This window comes from Micromonospora sp. IBHARD004 (assembly GCF_052814115.1).
Window position 1 is genome coordinate 6,301,428 of record NZ_CP199934.1, and the last position, 15,960, is coordinate 6,317,387.

At 74.0% G+C, this 15,960-nt stretch carries 14 protein-coding genes, 1 pseudogene and 1 riboswitch; of the genes and pseudogenes, 7 read left to right on the forward strand and 8 right to left on the reverse strand.

The genetic code is table 11. The annotated features are described in order from the left end of the window. Nucleotides 1-19 precede the first annotated feature (19 nt). Nucleotides 20-796 (forward strand): phosphate ABC transporter ATP-binding protein PstB, encoded by a 777-nt coding sequence (gene pstB / locus ACTWO6_RS30675; RefSeq protein ID WP_446217155.1) that lies wholly within the window; start codon nt 20-22, stop codon nt 794-796. A gap of 72 nt (nt 797-868) precedes the next feature. Here pstB and ACTWO6_RS30680 read toward each other — a convergent pair whose 3' ends face one another. Further along, entirely contained in the window at nt 869-1,696 is an 828-nt protein-coding gene (locus ACTWO6_RS30680; protein WP_446217156.1) for an NUDIX hydrolase, read from the reverse strand. Nucleotides 1,697-1,766: 70 nt separating this feature from the next. On the opposite strand from ACTWO6_RS30680, the gene ACTWO6_RS30685 reads away from it, so the two are divergent. Then, nucleotides 1,767-2,735 carry a Gfo/Idh/MocA family protein gene (locus ACTWO6_RS30685; RefSeq protein WP_446217157.1) on the forward strand — a complete coding sequence of 323 codons (969 nt, stop codon included), beginning with the start codon at nt 1,767-1,769 and terminating at the stop codon, nt 2,733-2,735. Between the two features lie 45 nt (nt 2,736-2,780). Here ACTWO6_RS30685 and ACTWO6_RS30690 read toward each other — a convergent pair whose 3' ends face one another. The 3 genes from ACTWO6_RS30690 to ACTWO6_RS30700 all read right to left on the reverse strand — a co-directional run bounded on the left by ACTWO6_RS30690 (nt 2,781) and on the right by ACTWO6_RS30700 (nt 5,538). Beyond that, on the reverse strand, nt 2,781-3,785 hold the full coding sequence (locus ACTWO6_RS30690) for an anion permease (protein ID WP_446217158.1): 1,005 nt from the start codon (nt 3,783-3,785) through the stop codon (nt 2,781-2,783). Nucleotides 3,786-3,789: 4 nt separating this feature from the next. After that, nucleotides 3,790-4,416, reverse strand: coding sequence for a DUF47 domain-containing protein (locus tag ACTWO6_RS30695; RefSeq protein WP_446217159.1), 627 nt, complete (start codon nt 4,414-4,416; stop codon nt 3,790-3,792). 120 nt (nt 4,417-4,536) lie between these two features. Next, nucleotides 4,537-5,538, reverse strand: a complete 1,002-nt coding sequence (locus tag ACTWO6_RS30700; RefSeq protein ID WP_446217160.1) for a PPK2 family polyphosphate kinase — start codon at nt 5,536-5,538, stop codon at nt 4,537-4,539. A gap of 188 nt (nt 5,539-5,726) precedes the next feature. Here ACTWO6_RS30700 and sigJ point away from each other — a divergent pair, with 188 nt between their 5' ends. Next, nucleotides 5,727-6,683 (forward strand): RNA polymerase sigma factor SigJ, encoded by a 957-nt coding sequence (sigJ, locus tag ACTWO6_RS30705; RefSeq protein ID WP_446217161.1) that lies wholly within the window; start codon nt 5,727-5,729, stop codon nt 6,681-6,683. Nucleotides 6,684-6,690: 7 nt separating this feature from the next. Here the strand turns inward: sigJ and ACTWO6_RS30710 are convergent, their stop codons facing one another. Continuing rightward, nucleotides 6,691-7,197 carry a DUF402 domain-containing protein gene (locus ACTWO6_RS30710; RefSeq protein WP_446217162.1) on the reverse strand — a complete coding sequence of 169 codons (507 nt, stop codon included), beginning with the start codon at nt 7,195-7,197 and terminating at the stop codon, nt 6,691-6,693. 102 nt (nt 7,198-7,299) lie between these two features. Between ACTWO6_RS30710 and ACTWO6_RS30715 the strand changes: the two are divergent. Then, a pseudogene (locus ACTWO6_RS30715) lies at nt 7,300-9,480 on the forward strand (ATP-dependent DNA helicase); the annotation flags it as partial. 126 nt (nt 9,481-9,606) lie between these two features. Here the strand turns inward: ACTWO6_RS30715 and ACTWO6_RS30720 are convergent. Continuing rightward, the gene (locus tag ACTWO6_RS30720) at nt 9,607-10,935 is read right to left on the reverse strand and encodes an AI-2E family transporter (protein ID WP_446217163.1); all 1,329 of its coding nucleotides are present in this window, start codon (nt 10,933-10,935) and stop codon (nt 9,607-9,609) included. 125 nt (nt 10,936-11,060) lie between these two features. On the opposite strand from ACTWO6_RS30720, the gene ACTWO6_RS30725 reads away from it, so the two are divergent. Next, entirely contained in the window at nt 11,061-11,408 is a 348-nt protein-coding gene (locus tag ACTWO6_RS30725) for a GroES family chaperonin (protein WP_446217164.1), read from the forward strand. Between the two features lie 77 nt (nt 11,409-11,485). After that, the gene (locus ACTWO6_RS30730; RefSeq protein ID WP_165439845.1) at nt 11,486-11,653 is read left to right on the forward strand and encodes a hypothetical protein; all 168 of its coding nucleotides are present in this window, start codon (nt 11,486-11,488) and stop codon (nt 11,651-11,653) included. Between the two features lie 94 nt (nt 11,654-11,747). Here the strand turns inward: ACTWO6_RS30730 and ACTWO6_RS30735 are convergent, their stop codons facing one another. Further along, nucleotides 11,748-13,223 carry a PrsW family intramembrane metalloprotease gene (locus ACTWO6_RS30735; protein ID WP_446217165.1) on the reverse strand — a complete coding sequence of 492 codons (1,476 nt, stop codon included), beginning with the start codon at nt 13,221-13,223 and terminating at the stop codon, nt 11,748-11,750. Between the two features lie 23 nt (nt 13,224-13,246). After that, nucleotides 13,247-13,367, forward strand: a riboswitch (SAM riboswitch). A gap of 50 nt (nt 13,368-13,417) precedes the next feature. Here ACTWO6_RS30735 and ACTWO6_RS30740 point away from each other — a divergent pair. Further along, a complete protein-coding gene (locus ACTWO6_RS30740) occupies nt 13,418-14,734 on the forward strand; it encodes an aminotransferase class V-fold PLP-dependent enzyme (RefSeq protein WP_446217166.1) in 1,317 nt (438 codons plus the stop codon). Nucleotides 14,735-14,740: 6 nt separating this feature from the next. On the opposite strand, the gene ACTWO6_RS30745 is transcribed toward ACTWO6_RS30740, so the two are convergent. Further along, nucleotides 14,741-15,949 (reverse strand): FUSC family protein, encoded by a 1,209-nt coding sequence (locus tag ACTWO6_RS30745; protein WP_446220827.1) that lies wholly within the window; start codon nt 15,947-15,949, stop codon nt 14,741-14,743. Nucleotides 15,950-15,960 lie beyond the last annotated feature (11 nt).

Sequence of the window (15,960 nt, forward strand, 5' to 3'; positions counted from 1 at the left end):
CCCCGGAGGTACCGCCACCATGGCCAAGCGCATCGAAGCCACCAACGTCAGCGCGTACTACGGCGCCTTCAAGGCGATCGAGAACATCAACCTGACCGTCGAGCCGAAGACGGTGACGGCCCTGATCGGCCCCTCCGGCTGCGGCAAGTCCACCTTCCTGCGGTCCATCAACCGGATGCACGAGGTGCTCCCCGGTGCCCGGGTCGAGGGCAGCCTGACCATCGACAACCAGGACATCTACGACCGGGACGTGGACGTCACCGCGGTCCGCCGGATGATCGGCATGGTCTTCCAGCGACCGAACCCGTTCCCCACCATGAGCATCTTCGAGAACGTGGTGGCCGGCCTGCGGCTCAACGGCGTCCGCAAGAAGTCGATCCTGGAGGAGGCGGCCGAGAGGGCGCTCCGGTCGGCGAACCTCTGGGACGAGGTCAAGGACCGGCTCGGCAAGCCGGGCGCCGGCCTCTCCGGCGGTCAGCAGCAGCGGCTCTGCATCGCCCGCACCATCGCGGTCGAGCCGCAGGTGGTGCTGATGGACGAGCCCTGCTCGGCGCTGGACCCGATCTCGACGCTGGCCATCGAGGACCTGATGTTCCAGCTCAAGGACAAGTTCACCATCGTCATCGTCACCCACAACATGCAGCAGGCCGCCCGGGTGTCGGACCGCACCGCCTTCTTCTCCATCGAGAAGACCGGCGACCCGGGCCGGCTGATCGAGTACGACAACACCCAGAAGATCTTCAGCAACCCGAGCGTGAAGAAGACCGAGGACTACATCACCGGCCGCTTCGGCTGAGCCGCTGGTTCCCGGTCCGCGAGGGGCGTCGGTCGCACTGACCGACGCCCCTCGGCGTGTCCGGGGCCGGGATCAGGAGAGGAGGAAGCGGGGTTCACCGTGCTCGGGGAGGTCGAGGCGGGGGGTGACCGGGGTGGCGGCGTCGCGGGTGGCCGCCGCGCGGGCCACCCCGGCCAGGTCGCCGGCCGCGGCCACCTGGGCCAGGGTGACCAGCGTGGGGGGCAGCATGGTCAGCTCGCCCGCCTCCGCGCGGGCCAGGGCGTCCGCGGGGCGGATCCACATGGTGTGGTCGGCCTCGCCGGAGACGTCCCGGGTCCGCTGCCCCTCGGGCAGCAGGGCCACGAAGAAGTACGTGTCGAAGCGGCGCGGCTCGAACTCCGGCGTGATCCACCGGCTCCACGGCAGGAGCAGGTCGGACCGGAGCGTCAGCCGCCGCCCGGCGAGCAGGTCGGCGAAGCCCACCCGGCGCCCCTCCAGGTCCTGCCGGGCGGCCTCCCAGTCGTCCCCGCTGACGTCGCCCACCACCGTCGCGGCGTCCGGGCCGGCCAGCAGCACCCCGGCCTCCTCGAAGACCTCCCGGGCGGCGGCGCAGACCACCGCCTGGGCGGCGTCCGGCGCCTGCCCGAGGCGGGCGGCCCACTCGGCCGGCTCCGGGCCGGCCCAGTCCAGGTGGGCCTGCGAGTCGGAGCGGTCCACGCCGCCGCCGGGGAAGGCGTACATCCCGCCGAAGGTCATCGCGGCGACCCGGCGGATGACGTACACCTCGAACTCGGCGCCGGCGGGGCGGAGCAGCAGCACGGTGGCCGCGACCCGGGGCGCCGCCGGGGTGCCACCCTCGGCGTGGAACCGGCGGGCGTGCTCCACCAGGGCGGGGGGTGCGGCGAAGCCGTCGATCGTCATTCCGCGAGCCTAGTTCCCGACCGGTGGATCATCCTCCCGACGGCCGTGCGGTCCGGGATAGCGTGCCGCCATGACGCGTTGGGGAATCCTGGCCACCGGACACATCGCCGGCCGCTTCGCCGAGGACCTGCGGCTGGTGCCGGGGGCCGAGCTGGTCGCGGTCGGCTCGCGTACGCCGGAGAGCGCCGAGCTCTTCGCCGCCCGGCACGGCGCCCCGCGGGCGTACGGCTCCTGGGCTGAGCTGGCCGCGGACCCGGACCTGGACGTGATCTACGTGGCCACCCCGCACGCCGCCCACCACGAGGCGGCCATGACCTGCCTCGCCGCCGGCCGGGCGGTGCTGGTGGAGAAGCCCTGCACCCTCGACCTGGCCACCACCACCGAGCTGGTGGAGACCGCCCGGGCCCGCGGGGTCTTCCTGATGGAGGCCATGTGGATGCGGACCAACCCCCTCATCCTCGGCGTGCTGGAGCTGATCGCGGACGGGGCGATCGGCGAGGTGACCAGCGTGCGGGCGGACTTCGGGGCGGCCGGGCCGTTCCCGCCCGAGCACCGGATGCGGGCCCGGACGCTGGGCGGTGGGGCGCTGCTCGACCTCGGCGTCTACCCGCTGAGCCTGGCCCACCTGCTGCTCGGCGTGCCGCAGCACGTGCAGGCCTGGGCGAAGCTCAGCCCGGAGGGCGTGGACGAGAACACCGGCATCGTCCTCGGCTGGGACTCGGGCGCGGTCGCCACGCTGAGCTGCGGCATGGTCGGCGCGACCGCGATCACCGCCTCGATCACCGGCACCACCGGCCGGATCGACCTGCCCGAGCCGTTCTACCGGCCCGGCTCGGCGGTGCTGCACCGGCTCGGGGCCGAACCGGAGACCGTCCCCGCCGACCTGACCGGTGGCGGTTACCAGCACGAGGCCGCCGAGGTGCAGCGCTGCCTGGCCGCCGGGCTGATCGAGAGCCCGCTGGTCCCGCACGCGGCGACGCTGGAGGTGATGGCGCTGCTGGACGGGGTCCGGGAGCGCATCGGCGTCCACTACGCGTGAGGGGCCCCTGCCGTGGCAGGAGGCCCCTCAACGGGCGGGACGGGCTCAGAACAGCGGCCGGACCAGCAGGTAGGCGAGGCAGGCGATCGCGGCGGCGGCCGGGAACGTGATGATCCAGGCGATCACGATGTTGCCGGCGACGTTCCACCGGACCGCGGAGATGCGCTTGGTCGCGCCCACACCCATGATCGCCGAGGTGATCGTGTGGGTGGTGGAGATCGGGGCCTTCAGCACCAGGGCGTTGAAGTAGAGCACCGCGCTGGCCACCGTCTCGGCGGCAAAGCCCTCCGGGGGACCCAGGTCGATGATCTTCCGGCCCAAGGTCCGGATGATCCGCCAACCACCGGCGTACGTGCCCAGCGCCAGCATGGTCGCCGAGGTCCAGAAGACCCAGCCGGGGATGTGCGTCTTGTCCTCCTGGAAGCCACCGGTGTAGAGGGCCAGGACCACGATGCCCATGGTCTTGGCGGCGTCCTGCATGCCGTGGCCGATCGACATGGCCGCCGCCGAGGCGGTCTGCGCCCAGCGGAAGCCCCGGTTCAGCTTGCCCGGCTGCCCCTTCCGGAACAGCCAGAGGATGGCCAGCATCAGCAGGTAGCCCAGGGTCAGGCCGACAAGCGGCGAGAGCACCATCGGCAGGAGGACCTTCTCGCCGATGTTGGCCCACTGCACCACCCCACCGGTGGCCAGCAGGGTCGCCCCGACCAGGCCGCCGAAGAGGGCGTGCGAGGAGGACGACGGCAGGCCGAAGTACCAGGTGATCAGGTTCCAGGCGATCGCGCCGAGCACCCCGGCGAAGACCACCCCCAGGCTGGCCACCCCGGTGGGCAGGGTGACCAGGCCGTCGCCGACGGTCTTGGCCACGCCGGCGCCGAAGTGCGCGCCGATGAAGTTGCCGACCGCAGCCAGCAGCAGGGCGATCCGGGGGGTCAGCGCCCGGGTGGAGACGCTGGTCGCGATCGCGTTGGCGGCATCGTGGAAGCCGTTGGTGTAGTCGAACGCCAGGGCCACCGCGATCACCGCCAGCACGGCGATGAGTTCGGGACTCACAGGATCAGGACTCCTTGACCGTGATGGTCTCGACGGTGTTCGCCACGTGCTCGAAGGCGTCGCAGGCGGCCTCCAGCTCGTCGGCGACCTCCTTCATCTTCAGCACGGTGAGGGCGTCGTACTCGCCGGAGAAGAGCCGGACCAGCAGCATCCGGTACGCCTGGTCGCCGTCGTTCTCGAGGCGGTTGCACTCGATCCAGTAGTCCTCGAGGTCCTTCATCGACTTCAGCCGGGGCATCGCCTCGGCGGTCAGCTTGGCCTGCTGGTCGAGGACGTTGACCAGCTCGTGCAGCTCGCGCGGCAGCGCGGGGAGCTTGGTCAGGCCGTACAGGTAGAGCAGGTTGCCGACCGCCTCCAGGTGGTCCATCACGTCGTCGAGCAGCGAGCCCAGACGGTAGATGTCCTCCCGGTCGAACGGGGTGATGAAGGTAGAGTTGATCTTCTTGTAGAGCTGGTGGGTGATCTGGTCGCTGTCGTGCTCGACCTCGGTCAGCCGCTCACTGACCGACTGGATGTCGACGTCGGGCAGGCCCAGCTCGTTCAGCAGTTCGGTACCCCGCACCAGGTTCTGCGCGGCCCTGGTGAAGAGCTCGTAGAAGGCGCCCTCGGTGGGACGGAAGGAAAACTTCACAGCACGGACCTCGTCGTGTCGGTGGAAGGGTGGCCGCCGCCCCGGGGGGCGGCTGCTCTGGGCATGCTAGGTACCCGGGGGAACCGGGCATTAGCCGGCCCACCCCCGGTCAAGCCCGATTCACCGTTCGTTCACCCGCCGTTTACCTTCAGCCCTCCCGGCCCCGCTCCGCAACCGCTGGCGTTCCCGCTCCACGTCGAAACCGGCAGCCGGATACCCCAGATCAAGTCCGTCGAACGTCTCCCGGAGCAGGTGGGCCACCGCCCAGTCCCGGTACCACTTGCGGTCCGCCGGCACCACGAACCACGGCGCGGCGTCCGCGTCGCAGCGGGCCAGGGCCTCGGCGTACGCGGCCTGGTAGTCGTCCCAGCGGGCCCGCGAGTCGAGATCGCTCGGGTTGTACTTCCAGTACTTGTGCGGATCGGTCAGCCGTTCCATCAGCCGCTCGCCCTGCTCCGCGTACGAGATGTGCAGCATCACCTTCACCAGGGTCACCGCGCCGTCGACCAGCTCCCGCTCGAAGGCGTTGATCTGGTCGTACCGGGCGCGCCAGGTGGGCTCGTCGACCAGCTCGCCGACCCGGGCGATCAGCACGTCCTCGTAGTGCGAGCGGTTGAAGATCCCGACGTAGCCGGGCGGCGGCAGGGCCCGGCGGATCCGCCACAGGAAGTCGTGCCGGAGCTCCTCCTCGGTGGGCGGCCCGAACGAGCGGATGTGCAGGCCGAGCGGGTTCATCGCGCCGGCCACCCGCTTGATCGTGCCGTCCTTGCCGCCGCAGTCCATCGCCTGGAGCACCAGCAGCACCCGACGCGGCCGGTCGCCGTCCAGCTGGGCGTCGGCCGCCGTCGGAGCGCTGGTCGGCGCCTCCGGGCCGGCCGCGGCCTGCGCTGCGGCGTACAGCATCTCCTGCTGCCGGCCCAGGTCGGCGCCGAGCAGCTCGACCTGCTCGCGGGCCCACTCCTTGCGCCGCTTCCCGCTCCCCGCCGCCCCCGGCAGCCCCGGCGTCGACCGCGGGTCGACCGCCCGCAGGTCCACCGCCCCGCCGCCCGGGTTCACCCGCAGCAACTCCCGCATCGCCCCGCCCTGCGGCGGCACGGCCCCGACCCCATCGACTCCGCTCATCCCCCGATCCTCACCCACCCCACCCACCCCCGCCTCCCGACGCCCCTCCCGCCCCCCGACCATGCCCATTTCACCCTTTCTACGTCTTTTAGGAGAGGCCACAATTCCCTGACCGCCGGCCGTCATGTTTGCGGGCGATGGGACGTGCCGGGGAGGGGGAGAATGTGTCAGTGGGGAGGGATGTCGTGGTGGGAGATCTTGCGGCGGAGTTCGAGGCGGAGCGGGGGCACCTGACGGCGGTGGCCCACCGGATGCTGGGCAGCCGGAGCGAGGCCGAGGACGCCGTGCAGGAGACCTGGCTGCGCTACGCGGGCGCACTCGCCGAGCCGGCGGCCCGCGCCCAGATCCGGGAGCTGCGCGCCTGGCTGACCACCACCTGCTCGCGGATCTGCCTGGACGTGCTCCGCTCGGCCCGGGTCCGCAGGGAGACCTATCCCGGCCAGTGGCTGCCCGAACCCGTGGTGACCGCCGTACCGGCCACGGACGGCTTCGCCCCGGACCCGGCCGAGCGGGCGGTCCGCACCGACCAGCTCGGCACCGCGCTGCTGGTGGTGCTGGAGCGGCTCGCGCCGGAGCAGCGGGTGGCCTTCGTCCTGCACGACGTCTTCGCGGTGCCGTTCGCCACCATCGCCGAGGTGCTCGGCACCACTCCCGCCGCCGCCCGGCAGCTCGCCTCCCGGGCCCGCCGCGCGGTCACCGGCCCGGACGTCCCCCGGCACACCGCCGACCTGGCCGAGCAGCAGCGGGTGCTCGCCGCGTTCGCCACGGCGGTGGAGTCCGGCGAGCTGGACCGGCTGGTCGAGGTGCTCGCCCCGGACGTGGTCATGGTCGGCGACAGCGGCGGGCACTTCCCGGCGGCCCGCCGGCCGGTGGTGGGCGCCGAGGCGGTGGCCCGCTTCATCCTCGGCCTCTTCGGCCAGGCCGCCCGGTTCGTCGGCCCGCTGCTGGCCCGGCCGGTGCTGGTCGACGGCGCCCTCGGCTGGCAGATGGAGACCGTCTACCGGGACGGCCGCACGCTGCGCCTGGTCATGGCGTACGCGGTGCACGAGGGGCGGGTCACCGGCGTCTTCAACCAGCTCAACCCGGAGAAGCTCCACGAGCTGCCGCCGTTCGGCCCGGACGACGCCTGGCCGCCGCGCTGGTGAGCCCGGCTCAGAGCACCAGGGCCAGCCACTTCCGGTACGACGTGGCGAACGGCTCGGTGCCGTCCGCGAGCGCGCCGAAGAGCCAGCGGGCCGCCGACTCGGCCTCGGCGACCACGTCGTCGGGGTAGCCGAAGCGCTCCCGGTGCTCGGCGAACTCGTCCTCGTCGCGCAGCTCCACCAGGCCGGTCGCCCGGCGACGCACCACGTCCAGGTCGAGGTCGATCAGGTGGACCGTGTCGTCGCCCTCCCAGCGGGCCGGGGTGGCGATGTCGCAGTAGACCTCGCTGGTCCGTGGCGGCGGGTTGAACATGCCGGTCCACCAACCGTGGTGCGGCACCAGCAGGACGAAGGGGATCTGCTCCACCGAGGGCCGACCGTGGTAGACCGACTCGGTGCCGGCCGGCACGCCGAGCCAGACACCGAGGTCGTCCTCGGCGAGCCGGCGGGCCGGGTAGTCGCGGTGGGCGCTGCCGTCGTACTTGCGGTAGATCACGCGGACCACGTCGCTCGGCATGAGTGGCACCCTAACCGATTCCGGCCACGCGACGCGATCGGCAGGTAACCGGACGCGACCCGCGCGAACGCGTACGGCGACGACACCACGCGGATGGGCGCGCCCGGTGTCGGCGGCGGCGGGTACCGTCGCACGGTGACTCCGCCCCGCACCGCCACCGGTCCCGCCGCGCCCCGGAAGGGTCGGGGCACCCGGCCGAGCGGGGGCGACCTGCTCGCCGCGGCGGTCGGCGCGGTGCCCGGCGGGGCCACCCGCCCGGGCCAGCAGCAGATGGCCGAGGCGATCGAGCGGAGCATCACCTCCCGCGAGCACCTGCTCGTCCAGGCCGGCACCGGCACCGGCAAGTCGCTGGCCTACCTCGCCCCGGCGCTGACCGTGGACGGCCCGGTGGTGGTCTCCACCGCCACCCTGGCGTTGCAGTCCCAGCTGGTCGACCACGACCTGCCCCGGCTCGCCGACGCGGTGGAGCCGCTGCTGCGCCGGCGGCCCACCTTCGCCGTGCTCAAGGGACGGCACCACTATCTCTGCCTGGCCCGGCTGGACAACTCCACCGAGGACGAGCCGGAGGACACCCTCTTCGACGCCCCGGCGCCCCGCCCCGGCGGCGGGACGAAGTGGCTGGGTGAGGCGGGCCGGCTCGGCAAGCAGATCCAGCGACTGCGCGACTGGGCCGAGGAGACCGCCACCGGCGACCGGGACGAGCTGGACCCGGGCGTCGACGACCAGGCCTGGCGGCTGGTGTCGATGCCGGCCCGGGAGTGCGTCGGCGCGAGCCGCTGCCCGTTCGGCCAGGAGTGCTTCGCCGAGGCGTCCCGGGCCCGGGCCCGGGAGGCGGACATCGTGGTCACCAACCACAGCCTGCTCGCCGTCGACATGCTCGCCGGCCGGCACATCGTGCCGCCGCACAAGCTGCTCATCGTCGACGAGGCGCACGAGCTGGCCGACCGGGTCTCCTCGGCCGCCCAGGCCGAGCTGGTGCCGGAGCTGATCGACCGGTCGGCCCGGCGGGCCCGACCGCTGCTCCGGCCCGACGTCGCCGAACGGCTCACCGAGGCCGGGGACGCCCTCGCCGTCGGGCTGGCCGAGGTGCCCGCCGGGCGGCTGACCGCCGGGCTGCCGGGGCCGCTGCGCGAGGCGTGCACGCTGCTCGACGCCGCGACCCGGGCGGCGCTGGAGGCGATCGGCGAGGTCAAGGCCGACGACCCGGACCCGGTCCGCAAGCAGCAGGCGAAGGCGGTGCTCGACGAGCTCTCCACCACCGCCCAGCGGCTGCTGGAGGAGGCGGACCACGACGTGGCCTGGGTGGAGAAGCCCGACAACGGCAGCCGCCGGGCCCTGGTGGTCGCCCCGCTCTCGGTCGCCGGCACCCTCGCCACCCACCTGTACGACGAGCGCACGGTGGTCGCCACCTCGGCGACCCTCGCGCTGGGCGGCCGGTTCGACACGGTGGCCCGGGCGCTCGGGCTCGACGCGCCGCCGCCCGCCCCGCCGACCCCGGCCGCCGCCGCCCTCGCCGCCAGCACGGCGCGCGGGGACGCCGCCGTGCCCGCGCCGGTCGCCTCGGCACCCGGCAGCCGGGCCGCCACCGGCACCGTGCCGGCCACCGAGGGCCCGGGCTGGCGCTCACTCGACGTCGGCTCACCGTTCGACTACGCGCGGCAGGGCATCCTCTACGTCGCCGCGCACCTGCCCCGGCCCAGCGTCTCCGGGCTGCCCGAGGCGGCCGGCGAGGAGCTGCTGGCGCTGGTCGGGGCGCTCGGTGGGCGTACCCTCGGGCTCTTCTCCTCACGACGGGCCGCGCAGCAGGCCGCGGAGCTGCTCCGCGCGCGGACCGACCTGCCGGTGCTGCTCCAGGGCGAGGAGGCGCTGCCGCTGCTGGTCCGCCGGTTCCGGCAGGAGCGGTCGAGCTGCCTGTTCGGGGTGATGTCGCTCTGGCAGGGGGTGGACGTGCCGGGCGACGCCTGCCAGCTCGTGGTGATCGACCGGCTGCCCTTCCCGCGCCCGGACGAGCCGCTCGCGGCGGCCCGGGCCGCGGCGGTGGACGCCAGCGGCGGGTCCGGCTTCGCCGCGGTCAGCGTGCCGATCGCGGCGGTCCGGCTGGCCCAGGGCGTGGGACGGCTGATCCGGGCCACCGGGGACCGGGGCGTCGTCGCGGTGCTCGACTCCCGGCTGGAGACCGCCCGCGGCTACGGCCCGTTCCTGCGGCGTTCGCTGCCGCCGTTCTGGTACACCACCCGGCCGGACGTGGCCCGGGGCGCGCTGGAACGGCTCGGGAAGAGCTGACGGAACGGGCGGACGGCCCCGTCGGCCGTCCGCCCGTCCACCCGGTGCGGGTCGGTGACCGCTTGTAGGGAGCAGGGCGATTGACCGCCGGCCGCGCGGGCGTCGATCAATCAATTCCGGGACAACTCAGGGGGCCTGCGAGGCGACCACCACCGCGTCCGGCGGGGTGTCCGGCACGGTCCGCGCGGCGAGCCGGCGGACGGCCGTGTTGAGCACCGCGATCAGCGGCACCGCGACCAGCGCCCCGGTGATCCCGGCGAGGACGACGCCGGCGGCGATCCCGATGATCACGGCGAGCGGGTGGATGGCCACCGCCCGCCCCATGATCAACGGCTGGAGCACGTGCCCCTCGACCTGCTGCACGCCGATCACCACCCCGAGGATGATCAGCGCCTTGATCGGCCCGCTGTCGACCAGCGCCACCAGCACCGCCACGACGCCGGAGAGCGCGGCGCCGACAATCGGGATGAACGCCCCCAGGAAGACCAGCGCGGCCAGCGGGAAGGCGAACGGGATGTCGAAGACGACCAGGAAGATGCCGATGCCGACCGCGTCGATGAAGGCGACCAGGACGGTGGCCCGGACGTACGCGCCCAGCGTCGACCACGACGCCCGGCCGGCGTCGTCGACCTTCCAGCGGGCGGCGACCGGCAGCAGCCGGACCAGGAACCGCCAGATCCGGCTGCCGTCCCGCAGGAAGAAGAAGGTGGCGAAGAGCACCAGGATGATGCCGGTGAGCACCTCGGCCAGGGTGGCCGCGGTGGACAGCGCCCCGCTGGTGAACTTCTCCGTGTTGCCCTGGATCCAGCCCTGCGCCTCGTCGATGTAGCGGTTGAGCTGGCTGTCCGACAGGTGCAACGGGCCGGTCTTGAGCCAGTTCTGGATCTGCCGCACGCCCTCCGACGACTTCTCGCTCAGCTCGGGCACGCCCTGGATGAACTCGTTCACCACCAGCGTCAGCGTGCCGACCACCGCGGCCAGCCCGCCGACGAGCACCACCCCGGTCGCCAGCGACCGGGGGAAGCGGGCCTTCAGCAGCCAGCCGACCGCCGGGGCGAGCAGGGCCGACAGCAGCAGCGCCACCGCCAGCGGGATGATCACGATCCGGATGGTGCCGACGATCCGGAGCAGCGCCCAGGCGACGACCCCGATCACGATCAGGCGCCACGACCAGGCGGCCCCGATCCGCAGCGCGTGCGGCACGTCGGCGTCGTCCCGGCTGGAGGTGGAGTTGTGCAGCGCGGCCGGCGGTTCCGCGCCCACCACCGTCGCCGAGGCCGGCGCCACCGGACCCGGCGAGGCCGGCGAGGCCGCGCCCGGGTCGTCGGGCTCGTCCGCCGGCTGGGTACGGCCCGAGCGCACCGACTCGCGTCCCGATTCGAACGCGTGACGGAGCCGTCCACGTACCCGCTCGAAGCGGCTCAAGCGCACCTCCCGCAAAGCTGGTCCGCCCACGACACAGGGGGGGACAGGATACGTCCGTCCGACCCACCCTAGGGCGGTTCCGCCACACATTGCCCCCGGTCGACTCCGCTCAACCACCGCGCTGCCGGTCACTGCGCGCGCGGTAGCGTCTTCGCGTGACCGTCGACCAGAACCTCGACTCCGGCCTGCCGATCCGCCTGCTGCACGACCGCGTGCTGGTGCGCATGGAGGGCGCCGAGGGCGAGCGCCGCTCCACCGCCGGCATCGTCATCCCGGCCACCGCGGCGGTGGGCAAGCGCCTGGCCTGGGCCACCGCGGTTGGGGTGGGTCCGCACGTGCGCTCGATCGTCGCCGGCGACCGGGTGCTCTTCGACCCCGACGAACGGTCCGAGGTCGAGCTGCACGGCCGCGGATACGTCCTGCTCCGCGAGCGCGACGTGCACGCCGTCGCCGCCGAACGGGTGGAGCACGAGCCCACCGGCTCGACCGGCCTCTACCTGTAGCCCTCCCCCACCCCGGGCGTCGTTTGCCTTGCTTCCCGACGGGAAGCCAGGCACCTCCAGCGCCCTGGGGAGGGACGATGCCGGTATTCCTGAAGAAGCTGCTGTTCTGGGGCTTCGTTGCCTTCCTGATCTACTTCATGGCGTTCCGGCCGGACGGCGCGGCGCAGATGTTCAAGGGGATCGGGGCGGCGCTGATGGCCATCTTCCAGGGCCTCGGCGACTTCATGACCGGCCTGATGACCTGACCCGCGCCGCCACCACCGGCGGGCGGCAGCGGTCAGGCGCCGGGGGGCCAGGGCGCGGCCGGTCAGCTCGGCGCCGGACCACCCGGACGGCCGGTCAGGCGCCGGGGGGCCAGGGCGCCGCAGGTCGGGGGCCGTACCAGCCGGGCGGGCCGTAGGCGGCCGGATAGGCCGGGGGCGGCGGCGGGGCCAGCACCACCGGAATCGGCACCACCGGCTCGTCCGGCGCCGGCACCGCCCGCTGCGACCCGTCCGGGAAGCGCAGGTGGTAGCGCTGTCCGTCCCAGACCCCCACCGGCGCCTGCGGGTCCCGCCCGACGAAGAACGACCGGTACGCCGCGATCGCCTCCAGCAGCTCCCGTTCCTCCCGCGCCGTCCGGTCCCGGTCGGCCGGCTTGCGGTCCAGCCCCCGGCGCATCCCGTCGCGCAGCAGCGCCAGCCGGGTCGCCGCGAACTGGTAGCCGCGCATCGCCTTCACCCCGCCGTCGCCGGCGATCCGGCGGGCCCAGGTGCGGGCCGCGTGCCGCCGCCCCAGGCTGCCCAGCGCCGCCACCTCGGGCGGGGTGAGCCAGCCGGCCCGCACGTAGTCCGGCAGGGTCCGCTCGGTGAGCCGCCCCTCCCAGGCCCGCAGCCAGATCGCCAGCCCCACCATGCCGAAGAAGATCGGCACCATCACGCCGATGTAGCCGTACAGGGCGATCAGCGGCTGGCCGGTCGCCGCGGCCAGCGAGGGCAGCAGGTTCCACGTGCCGTGCAGCATCATCGCCAGCAGCAGGCCGGCGATCGGGGCGAGCACGCGGACCCGCCGGTCGGCGGTCCGCGCGGCGATGCCCAGCCCCACCCCGGTCATCGAGGTGAAGAGCGGGTGGGCGAAGCCGAAGATCAGGATCCGGACGATGAAGATGGCGATCACCTGGCGCGCGCCGGTCGCCGGACCGTACTCCTCGACGCCGGTGCGGTAGCCGTAGCCGCCCAGGTAGAGGATGTTCTCCACCATGGCGAAGCCGATCGCGGAGAGCCCGCAGTAGACCAGGCCGTCGGTGACCCCGGACCACTCCCGGCGCCGGAAGACCAGCAACAGGATCGGCCCGAGCGCCTTGGTCAGCTCCTCGATGAACGGGGCGACCAGCACGGCGGTGAGCGCCGTGGGCAGCCCCCAGTGCTTGAACAGCCCGGCGAACGTCTCGTTGACCAGCAGGGAGATGGCGGTGGAGACGAACGCGCCCCAGGCGAAGCAGAAGATCAGGTACTTCAGCGGCTCCGGTTCGTAGCGGTCCAGCCAGAGGAAGCAGGAGACCAGCACCGGCACCGGCAGGACCGCCGCGATCACGCCGACCAGCAGCGCCTGGGCGCCCAGGCTCTCGCCGAGGGTGAAGACCATGAAGACCGCGCCGGCGGCGATCAGCAGGACGACCCCGGCGAGGACCAGGAGCCGCCCCCAGCCGAGCCGGCGCAGCGGCATCCGGGGGGTCGCCGAGGGCGGGGCGGGCGCGATCGGCGGCGGGGGTCCGCCGGGCGGGGTGTCGGCCATGCGGTCAGCGTAGTCACCCGCGCCCCTCTGGTCCGGCCGCATTCCGGCCGCTATGCTGCCGGGCAGGTCACGAGCGCCAGCGTGAAGCCCCGGCTTGCTGGCCGGCAACCCTCGTCGAGTTCGCGGTGGGGTGCCCCGGGTGATGACCGGGCCCAGCCCGAACGGCGTGCTGGGCAAGCGCGGACCCCGTCCCGGTGCCCACACCCCGGGGTCCCCTGGACCCCGGAGGTTCCGGCATGACCGTCACCCTCGTCCCCTCGCTGCCCGCGCTGCCGGACCGGCCGGCCGTCGCCGACCCGCTCGGCGTGCTCGGCGTACCGGGGCAGATCAACCTCGATTACGCGGCCAGCGCGCCCTGCGCGCGAGCCGCGGCCGACGCGGTGGCCGAGCTGCTCCCCTGGTACGCGAGCGTGCACCGCGGCGCCGGCGCGCTGTCGCGACGCTGCACGCTGGCCTACGAGCGGGCCCGGCAGACGGTCGGCGATTTCCTCGGCGCCCGCGCCGACGACCACGTGATCTTCACCCGGAACACCACCGACGCGCTCAACCTGCTGGCCCGGGCGCTGCCCGCCGGCACCACCGTGGTCACCTTCACCGGGGAGCACCACGCCAACCTGCTGCCCTGGCCGCGCGGCTCGGTCCGGCTGCCGGTGCCGGAGAGCCCCGCCGGGGCGGTCCGGGCGCTGGACGCCGCCCTCGGCGAGCTGCGCCGGGTGGGCGCGGGGAGCGAGCCGGCTCCGCGGTCGGGAGGGACGGCGGCCGGCGCGGCCCGGCCCGGCCCGCCGGTGCTGGTCGCGGTGACCGCAGCGAGCAACGTGACCGGTGAGCGGTGGCCGGTGGCCGAGCTGGCCCGGGTCGCCCACCGGCACTCCGCCCGGATCCTGGTGGACGCCGCCCAGCTCGCCCCGCACGCGCCGGTCGACCTGGCCGCGCTGGACGTGGACTACCTGGCGCTCTCCGGCCACAAGCTGTACGCGCCGTTCGGCGCCGGCGTGCTCGTCGGGCGGTCGGACTGGCTGGACGCCGCCCCGCCCTACCTGGCCGGTGGCGGTGCCACCGGTCACGTCGGCGCCGCCACCCACGACGTGCGGTGGACCCCCGGCCCGGCCCGGCACGAGGCCGGCACCCCCAACCTGCTCGGCGCGGTCGCCCTCGCCGCGGTCTGCGCCGCGCTCGCCGGGGCCGACCGGGAGGCGCTGCACGCCCGGGAGCAGCGGCTGCTGGCCCGGCTGCGGACCGGGCTCGCCGCCCTGCCGCACGTCGTGGAGCTGCGGACCTTCGCCCCCGACGCGCCGCGGGTGGGCATCGTCTCCTTCGTGGTGGCCGGGCGGGACTCCGCCGAGGTCGCCGCCCACCTGGCCACCGTGCACCAGATCGGGGTCCGGGACGGGCTCTTCTGCGCCCACCCGCTGGCCCGACGGCTGCTCGCCGAGGCGGCGGCGCGCAGCGGCCGGCGGGACCTGCCGCCCACCGCGCTGCGGGCCAGCATCGGCCTCGGCAGCACGGCCGCGGAGGTGGACCGGCTGGTCGCCGCCCTGGCCGCGCTGGCCTGACCGGGATCACCCGAGCGGGGGCGCCGTCGGCGCTTTCGGCGCGGCCTGCTCCTCGGGCTGGCCGCCCGGCGGCTGTTCCTTCTCGCCGCCGAACGCCTGCCGGACGAGCCGGTTCGCCTCGTCCTGCTCGATGCCGGAGGCGACCATCAGATCGCTGGCGGCGGTACGCACCTGGGCGATCACCACGCTGCCGGAGAAGCCCACCCCCTGCGCGTACGCCCGGCCGGCCTCGCTCACCGCGCGCAGCGAGCACTCGCGGGCCTTCTCCGGCTCCTCGCCGACGGCGAACTCGTGCCGGAGCATGCGGACCGACTCGGCCAGGTGGTCGACGGCGTCCGGCATCGGCTCCGGGATCGGCTCCTCGTCCTCGATCATGGTGACGGCGCGGCGGATCAGGGTGCCGCTGTTGCGCATCGCCCGGTCGATCGGGTCCGCCGCCTCGGCGTAGTGGGTCAGCTCGTCGCGCCGGTGCCAGCGGACCGGGGAGAGCGTGGCGGTCTCCTTGGCCCCCTCGATCGCCTCGCCGAACGTGGCCAGCTCCTCCTTGTTCTCCCGGAGCCGTTCCAGGGCGCGCTGGACGCTCTGCCGATCCCGGTTGCGCAACGCCTCGGCGGTGACGTCCAGCTGCCCGGCGAGCAGGTCCAGCGCCGGCCGGGCGGCCCGGTTGATCACCCGGAGCGGGTTGAGCGGCAGCAGGATCGCGGTCACCACCAACGCGATGCCGCCACCGACGAACGCGTCGACGAAGCGCGGTATCTCCAGGTTCTGGGTGGACGGGCTGAGCGTCACGATCAGCACCGCGGTGGCGGCAGCCTGGATCACGACGGCCACGCTCGCGCCGAAGAAGATGGTCAGCAGGATCGCGGCGGTCACCACCAGCCCCAACTGCCAACCACCGGCGCCGAGCAGATAGATCAGGAAGTCGCCGAGGGCCACGCCCACCGCCACCCCGATGATCAGCTCCACGGTCCGGCGCAGCCGCTGGCCGACCGACGCGGCCAGCGTGCCCACCGCCGAGATCGGCGCGAAGACCGGCTGCGGATTGCCCAGGACCTTGTGGGAGATGATCCAGGCCAGCGCGGCGGCCAGCCCGGCCTGGACGGCCAGGCCCATCGCCATCCGGACCCGGTGCAGCCGGTCGTGCAGGGTGGCCTTTCCCCGGTACCGCAGCTGGTCCAGCGCCGCGGCGATCCGCGCCGCGTCGACGTCCACCATCCCGTTCTTCA